The organism is Shinella sp. HY16 (genome assembly GCF_028534175.1).
GTDB lineage: Bacteria > Pseudomonadota > Alphaproteobacteria > Rhizobiales > Rhizobiaceae > Shinella.
Map to the genome: position 1 here is coordinate 638,123 of NZ_JAHYXL010000001.1, position 21,748 is coordinate 659,870.

Annotated in this window: 23 protein-coding genes; 9 read left to right on the plus strand and 14 right to left on the minus strand. The window is 64.7% G+C overall.

Annotated elements, in window-relative coordinates; translation table 11 throughout:
* Nucleotides 1-137: 137 nt before the first annotated feature.
* The gene (locus K0P03_RS03115) at nt 138-1,547 is read right to left on the minus strand and encodes a DHA2 family efflux MFS transporter permease subunit (RefSeq protein WP_272788870.1); all 1,410 of its coding nucleotides are present in this window, start codon (nt 1,545-1,547) and stop codon (nt 138-140) included.
* A 310-nt stretch (nt 1,548-1,857) separates the two neighbouring features.
* On the opposite strand from K0P03_RS03115, the gene K0P03_RS03120 reads away from it, so the two are divergent.
* On the plus strand, nt 1,858-2,853 hold the full coding sequence (locus tag K0P03_RS03120; RefSeq protein ID WP_272788871.1) for an MBL fold metallo-hydrolase: 996 nt from the start codon (nt 1,858-1,860) through the stop codon (nt 2,851-2,853).
* 70 nt (nt 2,854-2,923) lie between these two features.
* Here the strand turns inward: K0P03_RS03120 and K0P03_RS03125 are convergent, their stop codons facing one another.
* On the minus strand, nt 2,924-3,232 hold the full coding sequence (locus K0P03_RS03125) for a DUF1476 domain-containing protein (RefSeq protein WP_272788872.1): 309 nt from the start codon (nt 3,230-3,232) through the stop codon (nt 2,924-2,926).
* 280 nt (nt 3,233-3,512) lie between these two features.
* Between K0P03_RS03125 and guaB the strand changes: the two genes are divergently transcribed.
* The 5 genes from guaB to K0P03_RS03150 all read left to right on the plus strand — a co-directional run bounded on the left by guaB (nt 3,513) and on the right by K0P03_RS03150 (nt 7,567).
* Nucleotides 3,513-5,009, plus strand: a complete 1,497-nt coding sequence (guaB, locus tag K0P03_RS03130) for an IMP dehydrogenase (RefSeq protein ID WP_023517116.1) — start codon at nt 3,513-3,515, stop codon at nt 5,007-5,009.
* Between the two features lie 146 nt (nt 5,010-5,155).
* Nucleotides 5,156-5,515 (plus strand): hypothetical protein, encoded by a 360-nt coding sequence (locus tag K0P03_RS03135; RefSeq protein ID WP_023517117.1) that lies wholly within the window; start codon nt 5,156-5,158, stop codon nt 5,513-5,515.
* Nucleotides 5,516-5,612: 97 nt separating this feature from the next.
* Entirely contained in the window at nt 5,613-6,032 is a 420-nt protein-coding gene (locus K0P03_RS03140) for an MAPEG family protein (RefSeq protein WP_023517118.1), read from the plus strand.
* A 113-nt stretch (nt 6,033-6,145) separates the two neighbouring features.
* Complete coding sequence (locus tag K0P03_RS03145) at nt 6,146-7,021, plus strand: dienelactone hydrolase family protein (protein ID WP_272788873.1); 876 nt, start codon at nt 6,146-6,148, stop codon at nt 7,019-7,021.
* A gap of 189 nt (nt 7,022-7,210) precedes the next feature.
* Nucleotides 7,211-7,567: a hypothetical protein gene (locus K0P03_RS03150; protein WP_023516872.1), complete on the plus strand. Its 357-nt coding sequence runs from the start codon at nt 7,211-7,213 to the stop codon at nt 7,565-7,567.
* A gap of 80 nt (nt 7,568-7,647) precedes the next feature.
* On the opposite strand, the gene K0P03_RS03155 is transcribed toward K0P03_RS03150, so the two are convergent.
* Together K0P03_RS03155 and K0P03_RS03160 are read right to left on the minus strand one after the other, a co-directional pair.
* Entirely contained in the window at nt 7,648-8,223 is a 576-nt protein-coding gene (locus K0P03_RS03155; RefSeq protein WP_023516871.1) for a GNAT family N-acetyltransferase, read from the minus strand.
* Entirely contained in the window at nt 8,217-9,170 is a 954-nt protein-coding gene (locus K0P03_RS03160) for a LysR substrate-binding domain-containing protein (RefSeq protein ID WP_023516870.1), read from the minus strand. The genes K0P03_RS03155 and K0P03_RS03160 overlap by 7 nt, the downstream gene beginning before the upstream one ends.
* A gap of 276 nt (nt 9,171-9,446) precedes the next feature.
* On the opposite strand from K0P03_RS03160, the gene K0P03_RS03165 reads away from it, so the two are divergent.
* Together K0P03_RS03165 and K0P03_RS03170 are read left to right on the plus strand one after the other, a co-directional pair.
* A complete protein-coding gene (locus K0P03_RS03165) occupies nt 9,447-9,743 on the plus strand; it encodes a DUF1127 domain-containing protein (protein ID WP_023512630.1) in 297 nt (98 codons plus the stop codon).
* A 176-nt stretch (nt 9,744-9,919) separates the two neighbouring features.
* Nucleotides 9,920-10,405: a GNAT family N-acetyltransferase gene (locus K0P03_RS03170; RefSeq protein ID WP_272788874.1), complete on the plus strand. Its 486-nt coding sequence runs from the start codon at nt 9,920-9,922 to the stop codon at nt 10,403-10,405.
* A 54-nt stretch (nt 10,406-10,459) separates the two neighbouring features.
* Here the strand turns inward: K0P03_RS03170 and K0P03_RS03175 are convergent, their stop codons facing one another.
* From K0P03_RS03175 to K0P03_RS03200, 6 genes are all read right to left on the minus strand, one after another.
* Nucleotides 10,460-11,305, minus strand: coding sequence for a DUF937 domain-containing protein (locus K0P03_RS03175; RefSeq protein WP_272788875.1), 846 nt, complete (start codon nt 11,303-11,305; stop codon nt 10,460-10,462).
* Nucleotides 11,306-11,388: 83 nt separating this feature from the next.
* Nucleotides 11,389-12,762 (minus strand): glutamate--cysteine ligase, encoded by a 1,374-nt coding sequence (locus K0P03_RS03180; RefSeq protein ID WP_050745831.1) that lies wholly within the window; start codon nt 12,760-12,762, stop codon nt 11,389-11,391.
* A gap of 176 nt (nt 12,763-12,938) precedes the next feature.
* Nucleotides 12,939-13,676 carry a 16S rRNA (uracil(1498)-N(3))-methyltransferase gene (locus K0P03_RS03185; protein WP_272788876.1) on the minus strand — a complete coding sequence of 246 codons (738 nt, stop codon included), beginning with the start codon at nt 13,674-13,676 and terminating at the stop codon, nt 12,939-12,941.
* Between the two features lie 10 nt (nt 13,677-13,686).
* Nucleotides 13,687-15,192, minus strand: coding sequence for an inorganic phosphate transporter (locus K0P03_RS03190; protein ID WP_272788877.1), 1,506 nt, complete (start codon nt 15,190-15,192; stop codon nt 13,687-13,689).
* 240 nt (nt 15,193-15,432) lie between these two features.
* A complete protein-coding gene (locus K0P03_RS03195; RefSeq protein WP_037408342.1) occupies nt 15,433-15,936 on the minus strand; it encodes an NUDIX hydrolase in 504 nt (167 codons plus the stop codon).
* An 81-nt stretch (nt 15,937-16,017) separates the two neighbouring features.
* A complete protein-coding gene (locus K0P03_RS03200; RefSeq protein ID WP_023512637.1) occupies nt 16,018-16,812 on the minus strand; it encodes a FadR/GntR family transcriptional regulator in 795 nt (264 codons plus the stop codon).
* Between the two features lie 143 nt (nt 16,813-16,955).
* Between K0P03_RS03200 and K0P03_RS03205 the strand changes: the two genes are divergently transcribed.
* Entirely contained in the window at nt 16,956-18,233 is a 1,278-nt protein-coding gene (locus K0P03_RS03205) for a DUF3422 family protein (RefSeq protein ID WP_272788878.1), read from the plus strand.
* 48 nt (nt 18,234-18,281) lie between these two features.
* Here K0P03_RS03205 and K0P03_RS03210 read toward each other — a convergent pair whose 3' ends face one another.
* The 4 genes from K0P03_RS03210 to K0P03_RS03225 all read right to left on the minus strand — a co-directional run bounded on the left by K0P03_RS03210 (nt 18,282) and on the right by K0P03_RS03225 (nt 21,669).
* Nucleotides 18,282-19,514 (minus strand): HlyD family secretion protein, encoded by a 1,233-nt coding sequence (locus K0P03_RS03210; RefSeq protein ID WP_272788879.1) that lies wholly within the window; start codon nt 19,512-19,514, stop codon nt 18,282-18,284.
* The gene (locus tag K0P03_RS03215) at nt 19,507-20,004 is read right to left on the minus strand and encodes a hypothetical protein (RefSeq protein WP_272788880.1); all 498 of its coding nucleotides are present in this window, start codon (nt 20,002-20,004) and stop codon (nt 19,507-19,509) included. The genes K0P03_RS03210 and K0P03_RS03215 overlap by 8 nt, the downstream gene beginning before the upstream one ends.
* Nucleotides 20,005-20,179: 175 nt before the next feature.
* Nucleotides 20,180-20,692 (minus strand): hypothetical protein, encoded by a 513-nt coding sequence (locus K0P03_RS03220; RefSeq protein ID WP_272788881.1) that lies wholly within the window; start codon nt 20,690-20,692, stop codon nt 20,180-20,182.
* A gap of 80 nt (nt 20,693-20,772) precedes the next feature.
* Nucleotides 20,773-21,669 (minus strand): LysR family transcriptional regulator, encoded by an 897-nt coding sequence (locus tag K0P03_RS03225; RefSeq protein WP_023515770.1) that lies wholly within the window; start codon nt 21,667-21,669, stop codon nt 20,773-20,775.
* Nucleotides 21,670-21,748: the final 79 nt, after the last annotated feature.

A 21,748-nucleotide genomic window follows, 5' to 3' on the forward strand; every position in this document is an offset into this window, starting at 1 on the left:
GCGGCGCGCCTTTTTGCGTCGGGGTGAGAGCGGCTGAGGCAGCGGAACCAAAAACGTCAAGAAGATAGGGCAGGTGCGAACCTGCCGGGGATTTGCAGCACGCTTGGGGTTCGCGCCGGTTTGCGGGTGGGGGCGGGTTACTTCGCCGTTGCCGCTTCCTCGTCCGGCCCCGGCAGACGATGGCCCGAGACGGTGGCGCCGGCATTCTTGGCCATGGTGATGAAGGGCAGGACGGCGGCGAGGGTCAGGGCGGAGATGATCATGAAGGCGATCTGGAAATCGCGCAGTTCCAGCGGGGAGCCCGTCAGCGCGGTCTCGATTTCGAGGATTGCGCCGGCAACGGCGACCCCCAGCGCCAGGCTGATCTGCTGAAGCACGGCGCTCATCGAGGTCGCCTTGCTGGCATCCGCGTCGGGGATATCGGCGAAGGACAGCGCGTTGACGCTGGTGAAGAAGAAGGAGCGCGCGAAGCCCGCGATCAAGAGCAAGCCGGCCATGAACCAGAAGGGTGTCGCGGGCGTGAAAAGGCCGTTCACGAAGGTGAGGATCGCCCCGCAGATGCTGGCGACGATCAGCGTCGTGCGGAAGCCGGCGAAGGTCAGCACGCGCTTGGCGAGGAACTTGGTGGTGATGGCGCCGATCGCACCCGTGAAGGTGACGAGGCCCGACTGGAAGGGCGAGAGGCCGAAGCCGACCTGCAGCATCAGCGGCATCAGGAAGGGCACTGCGCCGACGGAGATGCGAAACAGCGTGCCGCCGATGGCTGCTGCACGGAAGGCGCTGTCGCGGAAAAGCCTGAGATCGAGCAGCGGCGCTGGGTGCCGGCGGGCGTGGCGCACATAGAGCACGCCGCAGAGAAGGCCGATGGCCGTTGCGGCGATGCCGATGACGGGTGGCAGGGCAGGCAGGCTGACGACCGAGAGGCCGAACATCGTGCCGGACGCGGCCACCGCGCTCAGGAAGAAGCCGCGCCAGTCGAGCGGCGGCGGCGCGGCGGCGCGGATATCCGGGAGGTAGAGGCCGGACAGCACATAACCGGCAATGCCGACCGGCACGTTGATCAGGAAAATCCAGTGCCAGGAGAAGTAGGTGGTGATGAAGCCGCCCAGCGGCGGACCGGCGAGCGGGCCGACAAGCGCGGGGATCGTCAGCAGCGCCATGGCCGAGACGAGTTCGGCGCGCGAGGTGCTGCGCACCAGGACGAGGCGTGCGACAGGCGTCATCATCGCTCCGCCCATGCCCTGCAGGAAGCGTGCGACGACGAAGGCAAGAAGGCTGCCGGAAACCGCACAGAGGATGGAGCCGATGACGAAGACGAGGATGGCGAGGCGGAAGACGCGTTTGGCGCCGAAGCGGTCGGCCATCCACCCGCTGAGCGGAATGAAGGTCGCGAGCGACACCATGTAGGAGGTGAGCGCCAGTTTCAGCGTGATCGGCCCCACGCCGAGATCGGCCGCGATGGCCGGCAGCGAGGTGGAGATGACGGTGGAGTCCATCTGCTCCATGAAGAGCGCGACGGCAAGGATGAGCGGGACGATACGGTTCATCGGCAAATCAGGGTGCAAGGCCCTCGTGCAGGCCCGCCCGACTTCTGCGCCCCGCGTTGCGATCTGTCAAATCCTAAGGGCCTTCCCGGGCCGCGTTGCGGGCAAGGAGGCGCAGCGGTGTTGCTGGCAAGGGAGGTGGAAAACGGCGGTAAAGGGCCCTGGGTGCGGGGACGCGTCTCGCGCCTGCGCATCACAAGCCCGTGAAACCGCGTGCCCGGATCGTGACAGCGCCCTAGATGGACGCATGTCAGCTTCATGCCGAGCCGGACGCTCGGCCGGCAAGGCAGCCTTTCACCAAAGAGGAAGATCCATGGGAGACCATTCGACAATCTCGCGCCGGTCCTTGTTTCTCGCCGCGGGCCTCGGCACATTGGCCGCGCCCCTGGTGCTGAACCGCGCCACCGCCCTTGCCCAATCGGAAAGCGACGCCACCGACATGCGCGTGAGCCCCCTTGAGACCCGCAGCCTGAAGCTCGGCAGTTTCCGCGTGCTGACGGTGCGCGACGGCATGCGCCCTTCCGGTGCGCCGAACGAGACGTTCGGCATCAACCAGCCCGCCGAGGCCGTCGGCACCCTGCTGGCCGAAAATTTCCTTCCGGCCGACCGTTTCGTCAACAGCTTCACGCCGACGCTGGTCGATACCGGCTCGGAGGTCGTGCTCTTCGATACCGGCATGGGCGAGGGCGGACGCGAGGCGGGCATGGGCCGTCTTCTGGAAGGGTTGAACTATGCGGGCTACACGCCGGATCAGATCTCCGTCGTCGTCATCACCCATATGCATGGCGACCATATCGGCGGCCTGATGGAGGGCGGCAAGCCGGCCTTTGCGAATGCGCGCTACGTCACGGGCCGCACGGAATATGATTTCTGGGTCAATCCGGAGCGCATGGGAACGCCCGCCGAACAGAGCCACCAGAACGTGCTCGCCAAGGTGCAGCCGCTGGCGGAGAAGCTCACCTTCATCGAGGACGAGGGCGAGGTCGTGCCCGGTATTCGCGGGCTCAACGCCTTCGGCCATTCGCCGGGGCACATGATCTTCCGCGTCGAATCGGAGGGCAGGGCGCTGATTCTGACGGCGGACACCGCCAACCACTTCGTGCTCTCGCTCCAGCGGCCCGACTGGGAAGTGCGCTTCGACATGGACAAGGCTCAGGCCGCCGCGACGCGCAAGAAGGTCTTCGACATGATCGCCACCGACAGGCTGGCCTTCGTCGGCTATCACATGCCGTTCCCGGCGGCCGGCTTCGTGGAGAAGGCGGGCGAGGGCTACCGCTTCGTGCCGGTGAGCTACCAGTTCGACGTCTGAACGCTTTCCGTTCGCCAGAATCGAAACGGCCCGCCCCGTCAAGGGCGGGCCGTTTCGTCGAAAGGATTTGTCAGTAGCCGCGCATGTCCCGGGCGACATCCTTCAGCATCACGACCATGCGGTCGCGCAGCTCGTCGTCGGGACAGTTGACGCCCGCCGAGCGAAGGTCGGCGCGGACACGGTTGAAGGCACCGTCCGCAGCGCTGACATCGGCCATGGCGAGTTCGCGGGCATAGGCCTCGCCGTCGGGGCGGTGCATGGTATTGGCAGCCCACAGGCCGAGCAGCGCATTGCGGCGCGCGTTGGCCTTGAACATGAATTCCTGCTGGTAGGCGAATTCGTCTTCGAGCGCACGTGCTCTTTTCTTCAGTGCAGACATCGATTTCCCCGTTCTTCTATTGTTGCTTTGTGTATGGCCCTTTCTGTCCTGGCCACGAAAACGGTTATACACACGAAGATTTAAAAGACCGGCAGCAGACACGGCTAAGAATTCGTCAATCGCGCAATGCGGGGAAGCCGCCGCTTTTGCTATTCCCAAGCCGTCATGAACGTGTTACCAGCCCTCGCCAACTTCCAAGAATTTCTTGCAAGCGACCGAGGCGGACAACTCCCAATGTTCCCCTTGGTGCGTAAGCTTTATCCTAAAAGGAACTTGGCCCATGGCGCGCATCATTGAAACGGCAACCGGTCTCGAAGCCCTGACCTTCGACGACGTCCTCCTGCAACCTGGTCACTCCGAGGTCATGCCGGGCCAGACGAACATCGCCACCCGCATCGCGCACGATTTCGAACTCAACCTGCCGATCCTCTCCTCCGCCATGGACACGGTGACGGAGAGCCGTCTCGCCATCGCCATGGCGCAGGCCGGTGGCCTCGGCGTCATCCACCGCAACCTGACCCCCGCCGAACAGGCCGAGGAAGTCCGCCAGGTGAAGAAATTCGAGAGCGGCATGGTCGTCAATCCCGTGACGATCGGCCCGGATGCGACGCTTGCCGACGCGCTGTCGCTGATGAAGGCGCATGGCATTTCCGGCATCCCGGTCGTCGAGAATGGCGGCAATGGCAAGGCCGGCCGCCTCGTCGGCATCCTGACGAACCGCGACGTGCGCTTCGCCTCCGACCAGAGCCAGAAGATCTATGAACTGATGACCCGTGAAAACCTGATCACGGTGAAGGAAAGTGTCGATCAGCAGGAAGCCAAGCGCCTGCTTCACACGCACCGCATCGAGAAGCTGCTGGTGGTCGATGGCGACGGCCGTTGCGTCGGCCTCATCACGGTGAAGGACATCGAGAAGTCGCAGCTCAACCCGAATGCGTCGAAGGATGTGCAGGGGCGCCTGCGCGCCGCCGCCGCCATCTCCGTCGGCGATGACGGCTTCGAGCGTGCCGAGCGCCTGATCGAGGCGGGCGTCGACCTCATCGTCGTCGATACGGCGCACGGCCATTCGCAGCGCGTGCTGGACGCCGTCGCCCGCGTGAAAAAGCTGTCGAACTCCGTGCGCATCATGGCCGGTAACGTCGCCACGTCCGACGGCACCAAGGCGCTGATCGATGCGGGTGCCGATGCCGTCAAGGTCGGTATCGGCCCGGGCTCGATCTGCACCACCCGCATCGTCGCCGGCGTCGGCGTGCCGCAGCTTGCCGCCATCATGGCCTCGGTCGAGGCGGCGCAGGCTCAGGGTATCCCGGTCATCGCCGACGGCGGCATCAAGTTCTCCGGCGACCTTGCCAAGGCGATCGCCGCCGGCGCCTCGGCCGTCATGGTCGGCTCGCTGCTCGCCGGCACGGATGAAAGCCCGGGCGAGGTGTTCCTGTACCAGGGCCGCTCCTTCAAGGCCTATCGCGGCATGGGCTCGGTGGGCGCCATGGCCCGCGGCTCGGCCGACCGCTACTTCCAGGCGGAAGTGCGCGACACGCTGAAGCTGGTGCCCGAAGGCATCGAGGGCCAGGTGCCCTACAAGGGCCCGGTTTCGGGCGTGCTGCACCAGCTCGCCGGCGGCCTCAAGGCGTCCATGGGCTATGTCGGCGGCAAGGACCTCAAGGATTACCAGGAGAAGGCGACCTTCGTGCGCATCTCCGGCGCGGGCCTTCGCGAAAGCCATGCCCATGACGTGACGATCACCCGCGAAAGCCCGAATTATCCGGGCGCGGTCTGATCGATCGCCGATTGCTGATATGCCTTCCAATGCCCGGCTTTGCCGGGCATTTTCGTCTCCGGGGCCTGCGCGAATCCTGTTTTGTTTTTCCACGTATGCGCTAGGATCGGCCACCGGCAATCTCGCCGGTTTCACTGGGGGACAACATGAAGAAGATACTGGCTGGCGCCCTTCTGGGCCTGGGTCTGGTCGTGCCTGCGCATGCGCAGACGGTCAATGCCGGCACCTACAATGTCGAAGGCACGAATCTCGACGGCTCGACCTATGGCGGCACAGCGACGATCGAGCTGACGAGCGAGACGACCTGTTCGATCGAGTGGCATACCGGTTCGACCACGTCGAACGGCATCTGCATGCTCTATGGCGATGCCTTTGCCGCCGGCTACGTGCTTGGCGATGCGGTCGGCCTCATCGTCTATCAGGTCAAGGGCGACGGATCGCTGGAAGGCGCCTGGACGATCAGCGGCAAGGACGGTTCGGGCACCGAAAACCTGACGCCGCAATAATCGCTTCCTCCTTCGGCTTGTCGCAATGGTCCTTTCCGGTTGAGGCTTTCACCGGAAACCCCTAAACCGGTTCAAACCGACAAGCCGAAGGATAACCATGTCTCCCACGGAAGCCACGATCTGGCCGATGATCGCGCATGTCGCGCTCGTCTTCTCTCTCTACCTTCTGCTGTCGATGCGCCGCATGCGGGCCGTCAGGCAAGGGCAGGCCCGGCCGGAACAGTTCCGCGAAAATCGCGAGGAGCCCACCGAAAGCCTCGTCGTCAAGAACGCCATCGCCAACCAGTTCGAGTTGCCGGTGCTGTTCTATGCCGTCAGCATCCTTCTCTATCTCGTCGATGCGGACAATCCGGTGACCGTTGCCGGTGGCTGGCTGTTCGTGGCGCTGCGTTATGCCCATGCCTATGTGCATGTCACCAGCAACCGCCTGCGCTATCGCCGGCCGCTCTTCATTGCCGGCTTTGCGGTGCTCGGCCTCCTCTGGCTCTGGCTCGGCATATGGCTTGCCTTCACCTGATCCGCGACCAGCCGGCATAACATCGGCTGACCCTTGCGGTAACGCAGTTGTGTTCGGCAGCTTTTCGCGCGCGGCCTATCTTATCCTGCGGAGAACCAGCCGGAGGATCCGCCATGGACAAGCCGCAGATCACGCAGGCGATGATCAACGCCTATGATGAATACACCCATCTGACGCTCGATCGCCGCCGTTTCATGGAGCGCCTGACGGCGCTCGCCGGGTCGGGTGCGGCGGCTGCCACCATCGCCCCGCTGCTCGCCGCCAATTCGGCGAGCGCCGAGATCATCGCGTCGGATGACCAGCGCCTTGCCGCCAAGGATGTCGTCTATGGCGGCCGCTCGGGCGAGATGAAGGGCTATCTCGTGCGGCCGAAGGAGGCGACGGCGCCGCTCGGTAGCGTGATCGTCATCCACGAGAACCGCGGCCTCAACCCGCACACCCGCGATGTCGCTCGCCGGATGGCGCTGGATGGCTTCATCGCGCTCGCCCCCGATTTCCTCTCGCCGTCCGGCGGTACGCCGGACAATGAGGATCAGGCTCGCGAAATGATCGGCAAGCTCGATCCGGCGGCGACGGTGGCCAATGCGGAAGCAAGCCTGCAGTTCCTGGCAAAGCTCGACGGTGTGAATGGCAAGGTCGGCGCCGTCGGCTTTTGCTGGGGCGGCGGCCTCGTCAATCGCTTCGCCGCCAGGTCGCCGGACCTGAAGGCGGGTGTCGCCTATTACGGAGCGCAGGCGGCGGCCGAGGACGTGCCTGGCATCAAGGCTGCGCTGATGCTGCACTATGCCGGCCTCGACGAGCGCATCAATGCCGGCATCGACGCCTATCGCAAGGCGCTGGAGGCAAACGGCAAAACCTTCGAGATCCACATGTATGACGGCGTCAACCATGCCTTCAACAACGACACGTCGGCCGCGCGCTACGACAAGGCCGCGGCGGACCTCGCCTGGCAGCGCACCGTGGATTTCCTGAAAAAGAACCTTGCCTGAGCGGCCTTCGGAAAATTGCGCCAGAATAAAATAAGTGACTGTTCCGTATAAGCAAACGGGGCCGGGTTCCATCAGGGCGCGGCCCCGCTTTCGATAGGGGCAACAGCAACATCGCAAACCTGCGAACCCAGCAAAACATTGCGGGGCGCGAGCGTGCGACATCATCATCTGTCAAACAGGATATTTTCCGTGAAATTCATCGCGACCAAGTCGGTTGCCGCCCTTGCTGCGGCAGCCCTGCTCATTTCTGCGCCCATGACCCTCGCAGCCGGCATGAAGTTCGATATCAAGAACGATTCCGGCTACATCATCGACGGCTTCTACACCGGCGAAAACGGTGACTGGAGCGCCAACTGGATGAACTTCAAGCTCGATGGCGGCGAGACGGCCAATATGGAGTTCAACTACGACGGTCCGTGCGACATCGAGTTCTATGTGAGCTGGGAGGCCGAGGACGGCTCCAGCATCAAGGGCGAGGAGACCTCGATCAACATCTGTGAGGCGAACACGATCTATTTCGACGGCAAGCAGGCCACCTACGACTGATCGGACGTTTGGATAGATCGACGGCCCCGGCATGGAGACATGCCGGGGTCATGGACAGCGCTGCCTGTCTTCGAAGCGCTCTACGCCGCCGGCAGGTCGAGGCGCATGGCGCAGCGCGTGTCGCGCTGCAGCCCGTGTTCGGCCTCAAGGTCGAGCACCGCCTTGAGACGCGGCGACAGCGCGGCCTCGTCCAGCGTGCCGAAGCCGAGCCGCTGGTAGTAGGGGCAGTTCCAGGGGATGGTACGAAAGGTCGTCAGGGTCACCGCGTCGAGGCGGTGCGCCGCGGCCGCGTCGATCGCGTGCCGGATCAGCTTGCGGCCGATGCCGAAGCCCTGGTGCAGGTGATCGACGGAAATCTCGCAGATGTGCAGTTCCCGCTCGGCAATCTCGGCGCTCAGGAAGCCGACCGGCTGGTCGTCCCCGGTTGCCGCCACCCAGTTCGTTCCCTTTTCGATGAGGTCGCAGTGCCGATCCGCGCTCTGCACGTCGCCAACGGCGAGCCACGAGAAGGCCTCGATCAGGCGGAAGGCCTGTGCGGCCGAGCGCTCGATCTGGCGCAGCGCCTCGACCTCGTCTTCGCGGGCAGGGCGGATTGTAACCATCGACGGCCCGGCCTTGCCTGCGGGAATGCCGTCGAGGGGAAGCTGCGTCACCATCCGGGCAGGATGTTGCCGGGCCTCAGGCGCGACACACGCGGGAAGAGCTTCACCTCCGCCTCAGGCAGGTCGTCGGCGGCTGTCAACGGTGTGATGTTGTCGAGGCAGGCGGTGATATGGCTGGTGATGGCATTGGAAAGCGAGGGCGAGAGACCCGGTCGCCGCATGATGCCGATCTGCACCGGCGCGAGCGGCGGAAAGCCGTCCGCCTGCGTCAACACCTTCATGCCGGGGCGCAGCGCCGATTCCGGCAGGACCGAAACCGCCATGCCCGCCATCACGGCTGCTGCGACGACGGTCGAGGACCAGCTGGTGAACAGCACCTGGTAGTCGCGCCCGACCGAATCGAGCGCCGCACAGGCGATCTGCCGCCACTGACAGTCGCGCCGACCGACGGCGAGCGGCACCGGCGCGTTTTCCGGCAGCGGATGGTTGGCCGACATGACCCAGCAGAGCGGCTCCGTCCGCACGACATCGGACTGGCGCTGGCGCGGATTGTGGGTGACGAGCGCGATGTCGAGCTCGCCCTTGGCCATCTTTTCCGCGAGGTCCACCGAAGGCTCGCAGACGATGAAGAGCTCGACATTCGGGTGCGTCTTGGCGAACCGCATGATGATCTCGGGCATGTAGCGGTCGGCATAATCGTCCGGCGTGCCGATGCGCAGCAGGCCCTCGAGGCGGTTGTCGTCGAAGGCGGCGATGGCCTCGTTGTTGAGGCGCAGCATCCGGCGCGCATAGTTGAGCAGGCGCTCGCCCTCCGCGGTCAACCGATTGCCGCGGCCGTCCTTCATGAAGAGCTGTTTGCCGATGCGCTCCTCAAGGCGCCGCATCTGCATCGAAACGGCCGACTGGGTCTTGAAAACCCGCTCGGCGGCCCGGGTGAAGCTGCCGGTATCGGCGATCGCGACGAAAGTCTGGAGCTGGTCTATGTCTAGCGGAGCGGACATAACGATATCCATAAGATTGTTTGATTGATACTATTAGAAACATTCGTTGGACTGATCAATGGCTTTCTGCGAAAAAGCAAGTGTCGAACGAGTGACCTCTCCGCCAGGCCATCGTTCGACAGGATCTGCCGCCTCCCTCGACCTCCCGGCGACGGCTCTTCTTGAAAACCGACTTTTGAACCGCCGCCCGATCCCTGCGGGCGACGAACGATCACGGGTGCCGCGCGAAACCCCATCGAAGGACGATGGATCGCCGGGCCGGAAAGGAGAAATGCCATGCGCATGATCGACCGCAGACTGGAAATCGATATTCTCGCAACGCGCCGTCCGGCGCCGAGCCTCTTTGCCCGCGTTCGCGGTGTCGCCAACAAATTTGTCCGCGCCTGGCAGAATCGCCGCGTGATCAATCGGTTGAACGAGCTCGACGATCATCAGCTCTACGATATGGGGCTGTGCCGCAGCGACGTGCAGGATGTACGCTCCGCGTCCTTCTTTACCGACGCGGGCCTGCATCTGACGATCGTGGCGCGTGAGCGCGCCCGCCGTCACCTGCGCAGCGGCCGTATGGATTGATTTCCGATCGTGCCGACCTATCTCCCGGGTCGGCAACTGACTTCCCCGCAGGGTGAGAGCCAATAACCCTGCTGCTTGCCCGGCGTGCGACTCCCAAGGTCCGCGTCGGGCTTTTTCAAAGATTTTCCGAAAGTCGATTTCACCCGGAATTGCCCGGAAACAAAAGGGGTAGCGCGATGATCGACGCGATTTTGATCCGTCCGGCGCACCCGCGAGACTTCCCCGCCATGAAGGCGATACTGCGCGATACGTTCGAGCGCACCTGGCGGCCGGAGATCACGGAGGCTGCCGCTCGCCGCTACATCGAGACCGATATCGGCGGCGGTTTCGTCGCGCACAGCGGTGCTGATATGCTCGTGGCCGAGGCCGATGGGCGTGTTGCCGGCCTTGTCCATTGCGTGGACGACTTCATCGATGCCCTGCATGTGCATTCCGATTTCCAGCGCCGGGGCGTTGGGCGTCGTCTGCTCGCCCGGGCGGAGGGGGACATCGCCGAAAAAGGTTTCCCGCGGGTGCGGCTTGAAACGGATACGTTCAACGAGCAGGCCCGGGGTTTCTACAGGGCGCTGGGCTATGTCGAAACGGCGCACTATCCGGACGAGGAATGGCAGAGCGGTCTCACCACCGTCCTGATGGAAAAACCGCTTGGCCACGTCGAATAGCCGATCTGCTGGCGCCTGATGCCCGGAGAGGCGTGCGTGACCACCCCTCGATGCTCAGGCCTTCTTCCCGCCGTCCGTCTCCATGCCGTTGCGGATGGTCTCGAAGATCGATTCCACGTTGCGCTGATAGTCCTTCTGCATTTCCAGGCCGGTATCGAACATCGTGTTGACGAAGGTCGTCAGCGAATCGGCAGGGGAGCCCGCCGGCGCGCTCGGCTTCGCGCCTTCTGCCGGCTGGCCGGCCATGCCCGCCATCATGTCCTGGAAGGCCTTGGCGAAGGGATTGTCGGCAAAGGGGTTGGCCGCTGCCTCCTTCTTCGTGCCGAAGAATTCCTGGGCGGCCTGCGTGAACGGATTGTCGGTAAAGGGGTTTGACGGCTGCGGCTTCTTGGCCATGCCGGTCGCCTCCGCCCATTGCTGCATCATGTCGGCAAAGGGATTGGCCGCGGCGGTACCGCTCTGTGCGCCGGGGAAGAAGGGGGCGAAGGATTGCTTGAAGAGGCCGCCCATCAGCGTGCTCGCCATGACGGGCAGCATCTGCTTGTAGATGTCCTGGCCGATGCCGGTCATCTGCGCCGCCTGCGCGGCGATGGCGCGGGAAACGTCCTTGTTGCCGAAGAGATGGCCGAGAATGCCGTTGCCTTCCGCAAGCCCCTGCGGCGTGAAGGCGCTGCTGATGTCCTCGAAATATTTCGCGTGGTTGCCGGAGGTCAGCGCGGTCATGAAGGCGGCGAGGTCATAGGGATTGGCGGCGTTGCGCTTGAAGCCCTCGGAAAAGGCCGGCATCAGCGCGGCGATGGCCTTGGCCGCCTGTTCCTGCGCGAGCCCGTATTGCCGCGCCATGGTCTCGACGGCATTGCCGTTCTGCGCCTGCATCATCATGTCGTAGAGCGAAAGCATAACGAACCCCTTCCCGTTGGCAGGCATGTGCCTGCACTATAACGGGAATTTTGGCCGCGCAAACCGCTTTTTGGTGTCTTGCCTCAGTACTGGTAGTCGGTGAACACCGGCTCGACGGAGCCGTTCCAACGGCCGTTGTAGAGCGCCAGCATGTCTTCCGCGAGCGTCGCCTTCTTTGCCAGGACCTCGTCGAGCGGGGCAAGGAAGATGGTTTCGTCGACACCGTCGCCGTTGAGCCGCGCGCGGGCGGCAAGGCCCTGGCGGGAGATCGAGACCACTTCGCGGGCGACGTCGAGCAGCGGCTTGCCGCGGAAATCGGCCTTGAGGCCTTCCGCCGGCACGGCATTGCGCAGCGCCGTCACTTCCTCCACCGTCCAGTCGCGCGTCAGGGCCTCGGCGGCATCGAGGGCGCCGTCGTCATAGAGCAGGCCCACCCAGAATGCGGGCAGCGCACAGATGCGCCGCCACGGGCCGCCGTCGGCGCCGCGCATTTCCAGGAAGCGCTTCAGCCGCACGTCGGGGAACAGCGTGGAAAGGTGGTTCGTCCAGTCGCCGAGATTGGGTTCCCAGTCGGCGATCTCGCCCTTCAGGGCACCGGCCATGAACTGGCGGAAGGTGATGTGCGTGCAGTCGTGGTACTTGCCGTCGCGCACGACGAAGTACATCGGCACGTCGAGCGCCCATTCGACATAGTCGATGAAGCCGAAATCCGGCTTGAAGGCGAAGGGGATGAGGCCGGCGCGGTTGTTGTCCGTGTCGCGCCAGATGTCGCCGCGCCAGGAGAGGAGACCGTTCGGCTTGCCCTCGGTGAAGGGGGAGGAGGCGAAGAGCGCGGTCGCCATGGACTGCAGCTTCAGCGAGACCTGCATCTTGCGGCGCATGTCGACTTCCGAGGAGAAGTCGAGGTTCACCTGGATCGTGCAGGTGCGGTACATCATGTCGAGACCCTTCGTGCCGACCTTCGGCATATAGCGGGTCATGATGTCGTAGCGGCTTTTCGGCATGCGCGGGGTTTCGGCAAAGGTCCATTTCGGGCTGCCGCCCATGCCGAGGAAGCGGATGCCGAGCGGTTCGGCGATCTCGCGCAGCGTCGCGAGATGCTGGTTGGATTCCTTGCAGGTCTGGTGCAGGTTTTCCAGCGGCGCGCCCGACAGTTCGAACTGGCCGCCGGGCTCCAGCGAGATGGCACCCATGCCTGATGGTTCGGCAAGGCCGATGATGTTGCCGGCATCCATGATCGGATCCCAGCCGGTCTTTTGCTGCATGCCGTTCAGCAGCGCCGAAATGCTCGCCTCGCCGAAATAGGGCACGGGACTGTTGTCGGCCGTAAAGAAGACGAATTTCTCGTGCTCGGTGCCGATACGGAACTTCTCCTTCGGCTTGTTGCCGGCGGCGAGGTAATCCGCCATGTCCGCGACGGTGCGGATCGGCGTCTGGTCGGTGGTGTCACGGGCCATGGGCGTCTTCTTCTGAACGGATGGCGCCCGGACGGAACGCCGGGCCTTGGGAGGGTGCTTGGACCGGAATTAGATGCGGTGCAAGCGAATTCCTTTCAAGGCAGATTCAAAAAAACCCATTCGACTTTTTTATAAAAGCACTTTCTTGCGTTCCCGCAAATCGGTGCCGGTGCCGTTCAGCGCCAATCGCCGATCGCCGCCTGAATGACGGCCATCGCGGCCACCGCCGCCGTGTCCGCACGCAGGATGCGGGGGCCGAGCGGGATGGGCGTCACGAAGTCGAGACTGCGCAGGAGCGTGCGCTCCTCGTCGGAAAAACCGCCTTCCGGGCCGACGAGCAGGGCGAGCTGCCGCTCCTCGATGGCCCCCAGCGCCGGAAGCGGGTTCTGGCTGCCATGGCCCTCGTCGCAGAAGACGATGCGCCGTTCGCGCGGCCAGGCGGAAAGCAGATCCTCGAGCTTTTTCGGTGCCGTAACCTCCGGGATCGCCAGGATACCGCACTGTTCCGCCGCCTCGACGGCATTGGCCTGCAGCCGTTCGATGCTGGTGATCTTGCCCTGCACATGCTGGGTCAGCACGGGCTGCAGCACGCCGGCACCCATCTCCACGGCCTTCTGCACGATATAGTCGAGCCGGCCGACCTTCAACGGCGCGAAGAGATAGTGGAGGTCTGACGGCGCCGGCTGGGGCCGGGTCTGCTCGGCGGGCGTCAGGATGAGCCGCTTGCGGGTCGGGAAGGAGAGGGTGGTATGCCATTCCCCGTCGCGCCCGTTGAAGAGCAGGACGGCGTCGCCCTCCGCCATGCGCAGCACATTGGCGAGATAGTGGAAATGGTCCTTCGACGCCTCGAAGGCGACGCCCTCTGCTAGGGTGTCGCCGACGAAGAGGCGCTGCATCCGGTAATTGGCACGCATGGTCGATATCTCAGGTGAAAAGCGCGTTGAGCGTGAGGAAGATGGCGGCAGACAGGAGCGCCGACACGGGCAGGGTGACGATCCAGGCGGAAACGATCGTCATGAAATGGGAGCGCCGCACGAGGTAGCGCCGACGTGTCTCGTCGACATTCACCGGATCGTCTTCCTCCTCCGGCGCAATACGGTTGCCGCGGCCGCGGATATAGTCGATGCGCCGCCGCGAATTGCGGGTGTACCATTCGCGGAACAGGCCGACGCCGAACACCGCGCCGACGGCGATATGCGTCGAGGAGACGGGAATGGCGAAGGCCGAGGCGGTCAGCACCGCGACGGCGGAGGAGAGCGCCACGCAGAAGGCGCGCATCGGGTTGAGCTTGGTGATCTCGGTGCCGACGATGCGGATGAGGCGCGGGCCGAACAGCAGAAGGCCGAGCGAGATGCCGAAGGCGCCGATGACCATGACCCAGAGCGGGATCATGGTTCCGCCCTCGGCGCCCGAGCGCAGCGCCGAGACCACGCCATAGAGCGGGCCGACGGCATTCGACACATCGTTGGCGCCATGGGCGAAGGAGAGCAGCGCCGCCGAACAGATCAGCGGGATGCGGAACAGCGTGCGCAGCGACTGGTTGCGGTTGTCGAGGCCTTCCGCATGGCGCCGGACGATCGGCCGCGTGACGACATAGGTGGCGAAGCCGAAGCCGAGGCCGATGAGAAGTGCGGTGCGGAAGGGAAGGTCGAGCGTTCCGTTGGTGCCGCCATTGGCGATGAAGGCCGCGAAGGCGCCGGCCATGATCGCGACGAGCACCGGCACCCAGGTCTTTGCCGCGCCGATCTTGTCCTCGCGGTAGATGATGAATTCCTTGATGAAGTAGAGGAACAGCGCGGCGATCACGCCGCCGAGGATCGGCGAGACGGTCCAGCTCACGACGATGACGGCGATCGCGTCCCATTGCACGCTGTGGAAGCCGCTGGCCGCCGCGCCCGCACCGATCACGCCGCCGATGATGGCATGGGTGGTGGAGATCGGCGCATTGGCGATCGTGGCGATGTTGATCCAGAGCGCGGCGGAGATGAGCGCCGCCATCATCGCCCAGGCATAGGCATCGGGGCTCGGGAAGATCGATCGGTCGACGATGCCGGAGGCGACCGTCGCGGCGACGCCCTGGCCGGCGAGCAAGGCCCCGGCGATCTCGAAGATCGCGGCGATGACGAGAGCGACGCCCATGCTCATGGCGCGCGCGCCGACCGCCGCGCCGACATTGTTCGTCACGTCGTTGGCGCCGATGTTCATGGCCATGTAGGCGGCAAGCGCCGCGGTGATGGCGACGACGAGCACGCCGGGCGTGCCGGTGGCGAAACTGCTGGCCACGGCCATGGCGACGAGAAGGAAGACGAGGGCGATGCCGACACCCGTCCAGCGACGCAGTACGAAATGCGTCGCCTGTTCGGTGAAGGTGAATTTTTCCAGGTCCTTGTCCAGCGTCGGCTTGCGTAGCTGAACCTGTGAATTGGCCATTCCTGCTGCTCCGTTTTGGAGCTCCTGGCACGACCGCCGCGGTCGTCTGCCGGTGCTTTCGCCGCCCCTTGGTCGCCGGTCGTCACCGATGCCTCGGCATCGGCCGCAGCCGGTTTCTCGCGAGCGGTCGAAAATCCCGCGGCAGACCTCTGCGCGGAGGTCGTGTCGGGAGCTCAGCCGACAGGCACTATCGCCTCAGCGCACCGGCGGCAATATGACGAGGGCCGTTCAGGCGCGTAATCAGGCGTCAGGTGCACCGTTCGCAGCGATTTCGGCGAGCATGGTGCGCTCGAAGGCCAGAATGAGGTCCTTGAGGCCCGGCTCCTGCACGCGGTTGGCGGCTTCCGGGCAGCTCACCCATTCGGCGCGCCGCTCGTCCTTCTCGGGGAAATTCTTGCTGAGGTCATCGACGGCGAGCGGGAAGACGCGCACCCGGCAATCGACCTTCAGCCCGTGCGGCAGGCCCTTCAGATAGTTGTAGCTGCCGATCGGCGTGGTGCGGATGGTTCCCTTCACGCCAGCCTCTTCCCAGGCCTCGCGTGCGGCCGCGGCCGCCGCGCTCTTGCCGTCCATCGGCCAACCCTTGGGAATGACCCAGCGACCGGTGTCGCGGCTGGTGATGAGCAGGATCTCGACCGCGGGCTGCTTCTTCTTCACCCGATAGCACAGCGCTCCGTATTGTTCCCGGACGGGCCTGCGGAACATGAGTTGGACGTCGCTGGCGATGCGGTTGAGAATGTTCAAGGTCTTTTTCATTCCTCGTATCGGGATGTGCCGTTTGAGTCGGTATAGCCTATCTTGCTTGCGCGAGATTTGCGGCGCAAGTCAGGCTTGCGGGGGCAGGCCGCGCTTTTGCATGCGCAACTGCGAAATCCGCTGCCATTCGCCGCTGCGCTCGGCATCGCGGATGGCGGTGGCGATGTAGTCCATGTGCGCCTGGGCGGCTTTTCGCGCTGTGGTTCCGTCGCCGGCCATGATCGCGGTATAGATCGCCTCGTGCTGCGCAAGCAGATGCCCGCGGGCTTCTTCGGAGGAGAAAACGAGGTGGCGGTGGAAAAAGATCCCCTGGGCGAGCAGCCGGTAGCAGGCGCGCAGCGTATGCAGCAGCACGATATTGTGCGCGGCCTCGCCGATCGCGTTGTGCAGCTCCACGTCGGTTTCCAGTTCCGCATCGAAGGAGCCTCCGGCATGGGCCGCGCGCATCGCCTCCATGATGCGCGTCAGCATCTGCCGGTCGTATTCCGTGGCGCGGCGGGCGGCGAGCTCGGCGGTGATGCCCTCAAGCTCGCGGCGATATTCGACATAGTCTTCCGTCGCGCGCTGGTGGCGGGCGATGAGGTCGACGACGGGCCGGGAGAACACCTGGCCGATAATGTCGGCGACATAGGTGCCGCCGCCGTGCTGGCTGATCAGCAGGCCGCGTGTTTCCAGTTCCTTCAGTGCCTCGCGCAGGATGGGGCGAGAGACGTCGAGCCGCTTGGAGAGCTCGCGCTCGCCGGGCAGCCGGTCGCCGTCGCGCAGCACGCCTTCGAGCAACAGGAGCTCGATCTGCCGCACGACCTCGTCGGCGGTGCGGCTGTGGCTGATACGGGCGAAAAGGTCGAAGGCGGTGTCGGTCACGCCGTGAACACTAGCAACGAGGGCTGAAACTGGTCAACAATCTTGTCCAGTCGGCATCTGTGGACCTGCGTCAATGCGCCCTATCTCCTGCGGCCTGACATTTGTTAAGACTATGCTGTTGCACATGAGGGGACAGTGCAGACATGGCAAAAGGCAGCTTCGCCTTTCCGCAGGCGACCGCGCGTGCGCAGGCGCTGGGGGAAATTCACGCTAGACCATACGCGCTGGTGCCGTCACCGCGCGTCATCTTCCAGCTCGCCTTCCTGACCGAGGGCGGCTCGGCGGTCGATCACGCCGTGATGGGGGAATTGTCGCGCTCGCGCGGCATTTCTCCGCCGGGGCGCGATTCCAGCCACCATGCTCTGAGCTGGGGGCAGGGCACGCTGCGCTGGGAGCGGCACACCGAGTTCTCGACCTATTTCTGGGATGCGCCGGCGCCGGACAAATTTGGCGGCGAGGTTCCCGTCCATCCGTTCGGCGACAGCTTCTCGCCGCCCGGCACGCTGATATCGGGCGTACGCCTTGAAATCCGGCCGGATACGCCGGAGACGCGCGAGGCGATCTCCACCTTCGATCCGACCAGCCTCTGTTACAGCGAGATCAAGAACGGCCAGGGCGCGGTGCTCACCGACTTCCGCCAGAACGGCGACGGGCTGACGCAGATCCTCGTCATCGACCGCGGCATGACGGAGGCCGGGCGCGGCGCGCTCGTCCAGCGTTTGCTCGATATCGAGACCTACCGCACGCTTGCCATGATGGGGCTGCCGCTCGCCCAGTCGCTCTCGCCGGATATCCGCCGTATCGAGGACGGGCTGACCGGCATTACCAATTCCATGAAGCAGCATGCCCGTGACAAGGCCGATACGCTGCTGACGGAAATCACCCGGCTCGCTGCCGAGCTGGAGGCCAATGCAGCCCTCAGCCTCTACCGCTTCGGCGCCAGTCGCGCCTATTACGGCATCGTGCAGGAGCGTATCCGCACGCTCGCCGAAACGGCGGTGTCCGGCTACGAGACGCTCGGCTTCTTCCTGGAACGGCGTCTCGCGCCGGCCATGCGCACCTGTCAGTCGGTGGAAGAGCGTCAGGCGAACCTTTCGCGCAAGCTCGCCCGGGCCACGGCACTCTTGCGAAGCTGGATCGATGTCGAGCTGGAGCAGCTCAACACCGGCCTGCTCAACTCCATGGACCGCCGCGCGAAGCTGCAGCTGCGCCTGCAGCAGACCGTCGAAGGCCTGTCGGTCGCCGCTATCTCCTACTACGTGGTCGGCCTCTTCGGCTATGTCGCCAAGGCGGCGCACGGGCTCGGCCTGCCGGTCAAGCCGGAAACGCTGACCGGGATCGCGGTGCCCTTCGTCATTGTCGGCATGTGGCTGCTCGTGCGCGCCATCCGCCAGCGCCACGCGGAAGAAGACAGGCACTGAACGCCCGCGGCCGCATGAGCCGCGGGAACCTCTCTCGTCGATGGCCGCCTAGTGGCCGGACAGGACGAGCGTCTTCACGGGCATGACGACGACCTGCACGCGCAGCAGCATCGCGTGGACGAGGCCGAGCGCATCGACGACGTGCAGGCCGATGCGCCGGGCGGTGGAAGTGCCCTCGGCGGCGATTTCGTCGTGATGGTTCGAATAGAGGTTGGCCATGCAGTTGCTGCCCGGCGTCACCTCGTCGATCCCGCCTTCATAGAGGGGCTCGAGATGCACGAGCACGCTGCCCTGGCCACCGGCGTTCGTGAAATCGGTCAGCTGTTCCCCGCCGCGGAACTGGCCCGCCGCGATGTAATCCTGCTTGGCAGCCACCACCACGGGTATGACCCGCCATGGCAGCGTGTTGCAGGCCACCTCGCCGATCATGCCGACCTTGATGACCGAGGCAGACACCTGGTCGAAACCCGCCTGCAGGGCCTGGCGCCCTGCCTCTTCGGGAATGAGAATCCCGCCGGGGCGCATGATCGGGCTGACGATATCGCCGACGCGCAGGGTGAATTGCTCGACCCGCCCGGCGAAGCCGGCGCGAACCACCGTCTTGCGCAGGTCCGTTTCCGCCTGTTCGAGCGCGGCCTGGGCACTCGCCTTCTGTGACGGCAAGAGGGCATCGAGCCGTGCCTCGGCCGCCTCCCTGGCGGCATTGGCCGCCTTCAGTGCGCCGTTGGTGCGCCCGAGGTCGACCTCCAGCTTTTCGATCTCGCGTGTCGCGACGACATTCGATCCACCGCGGTTGAGCGCGCGCTTCGTGCGCAGGTCGTCCTCGACCTGCTGGAGGGCGGCCTGCGCCTCGGCGATCTTGCCCTCCGCGGTCAGAAGGTCCGTGCGTGCGACGACCATGGCGGCATCGACTTCGGCGATCTTCCGCTGCGCCACCGCGACCGCCGCTTCCTGGCTCGAACTGTCGAGCCGGAAGATGGGATTGCCCGCGGCCACCTTGTCGCGATGGCCGAGATAGACCTCCGCGACCCGTCCGGTCGCTTCGGAAATGATCGGGACCGTGCGGAAGAACGACATCACGTTGGTCGACGAAGGGTGGAAGAAGAAGACGGTCGCGATGATGGCGACGGTCAGCATCACGCAGGCGGTGATCCCCCAGCGCAGGACATACCACACCGAGAAGATCGTGATTTCCTTGCCGATGCGCATGCCCTGCACGTAGCGGCGATAGAGATAGTCCGGAAAGACGGTGATCAGCGAGCAGGCGATCAGTTCAAGCATTGTCCTGCGCCTCCGAACGTTTTTCCGTTTCCGCGGGCGTGGTATCCGGCGTGCCTTCCGCCTCCGCCGGGGGTGTTGCGACGGGTGTCGTCGTTTCGCTTGCGGCCTTGGCCTCTTCCTCCGGCGCTGCGGCCTCGCTTTCCTGTCTGGTCGCGGTGAAAGCCTCTGCGGCCGAGGCGATGCGGTTGAGCGGCGTGGTGAGATCGGGCAGGTCGACGATGGCGAGAAGCAGCGCGATCACCCAGAACACGTTGTTATGGGTGAAGAGGGCAAGCAGGCAGAGGACCGCGACCGCCTCGAACTGAAGCTTCTGCCCCTTGTGCGCCATGCGTTCCGGCAGGCTATGCAGCCAGAGGAAGACAAGGCCTGTCGCGAAAACGGCGGCAAGCACGAACAGTCCGACGGCGAAGAGAAGCGTATCGCTTCCGTCCGCGCCGACGATGAAGGCGGGCAGTTGATGGGGCGCCAGCGGGTTGATGGAGGAAGTCATTACGCGATCATATCTACAATAGAGGGACTTAATGTAGATAAGCCTAAAAACTTTTCAGGCTCAAGGAAAATGAAACTCTGGCTTCAAGGTGGTGAATTGCGGCTTTCTACATCTGCGAATTGTGTATGTTGAGGTTTATTTGGAAGAGGAGGGCGCAAAGTCCCTTCCTGACGTCTCAGGTCGACAGGTCGCATTGATAACGCGGCACGCCGTCGGTCACGGCAAAGCCGGTGTCCCAGCCGAAGCCGGTCTCGTCCTGTTTCTCGAGCTTCTTCTTTGCGGCAAGGCCGCGTTCCCGGAAGGCGGCTTCGGCAGCCTTCAGCGCGTCGGTCGAAAAGACGACCGCCTGGTAGCTGAAGCCGCTGGCCAGCTCCGTGATATAGACCTCGATCTCCTTCACCGGCACGCCGCGCCAGGTGCCACCCGTCACGGGCAGGACGATGTGCAGATACTCGTCCTGCGGCCGGACGGAGGGCGGGCCGAAGACGGCTTCGTAACCGGCCGGAATGGCGATCGCGCCCTCCTTGCGGGCAAAGGCATAGCTCGATTGCAGGAGGTCCGCCAGCGCGTCGCTGTAGTCACAGGCATCGTCGAATCCCTGGAGCAGGTCGTCGAGCGGCCGCGCGCCGGCTGCCGCCGGAAGCGCCAGCCCGATCAGCGCTGCCGCCAATGTCACCCTGCCGATCATCGCTGCCCTCCCGCCGTGAGGTCGGCAGCCTAGCGCAACGCGCGGCTGCCGCCAATCCGGCAAGATACGGTGGACAGTGCTCAACGCTCCCAATAGGGCAGCGGGCCGTAGAGGTCGGCGAGATAGTCGATGAAGAGCCGAACCTTGACGGGCAGGAACTGCCGGCTCGGATAGACCGCCGAGAGCACCACGTTGCGCGAGCCTTCGTATTGCGGCAGCACCTGCACGAGTTCGCCGCTCTTCAGTGCCGGTCCGACATCCCAGGTCGAGCGCAATGCGATACCCAGGCCCGAAAACACGGCCTCCCGAACCACCTCGCTGGAATTGGTGTAGAGCTGCCCCTGCGGGCGGTAGGTGACATTGCCCTCCGGCCCCTCCAGCCTCCAGACATCCTGGGTGTGCGGCGGCAGGCAGGCATGAGCGGGAAGCTCTTCGAGCGAGGCCGGCATGCCGTGGCGGGCGACATAGTCCGGCGAGGCGCACAGCACGCGTCGCACGGAGGCGAGCCTGCGGGCGACCAGCGAGGAGTCGGAGAGTTCGCCGATGCGGATGGCAATGTCGAAGCCGCCGCCGACGATGTCGGAGAAATCGTCGGTCAGCATCAGGTTGACGACGAGTTCCGGATAGGCGTCCATAAAGCCCTTGAGATTGGGCGCGATATGCATGCGGCCGAAGGAGGTGGGCGCGGAAATCCGGAGCGTGCCGCGCACGGCGCCGGAGCGGCCGGAGACGAAGGCCTCCGCTTCCTCGATGCCGGCGAGAATGCCGACGATCCGGTCGTAGAAGCCCTGGCCGGCCTCGGTCAGCGAGATCTGCCGTGTCGTGCGCTGGAAGAGGCGGGTGCCGAGGCGCTCCTCCAGCCGCTTCACCCGCTTGGAGACGACGGCGGGCGACAGGCCCAGTGCGCGGCCGGCCGCCGACATGCTGCCCATGGCGATGACGCGGGAGAAGATTTCAAGGTCGCCGAGGTTTGTCACATGCTGTCTCCGCTATCGTCCTCTCGAATGGTGGAGTGACGATCACTTTCGCGCCGAACGTGCCGCTCTGTGCGGATAT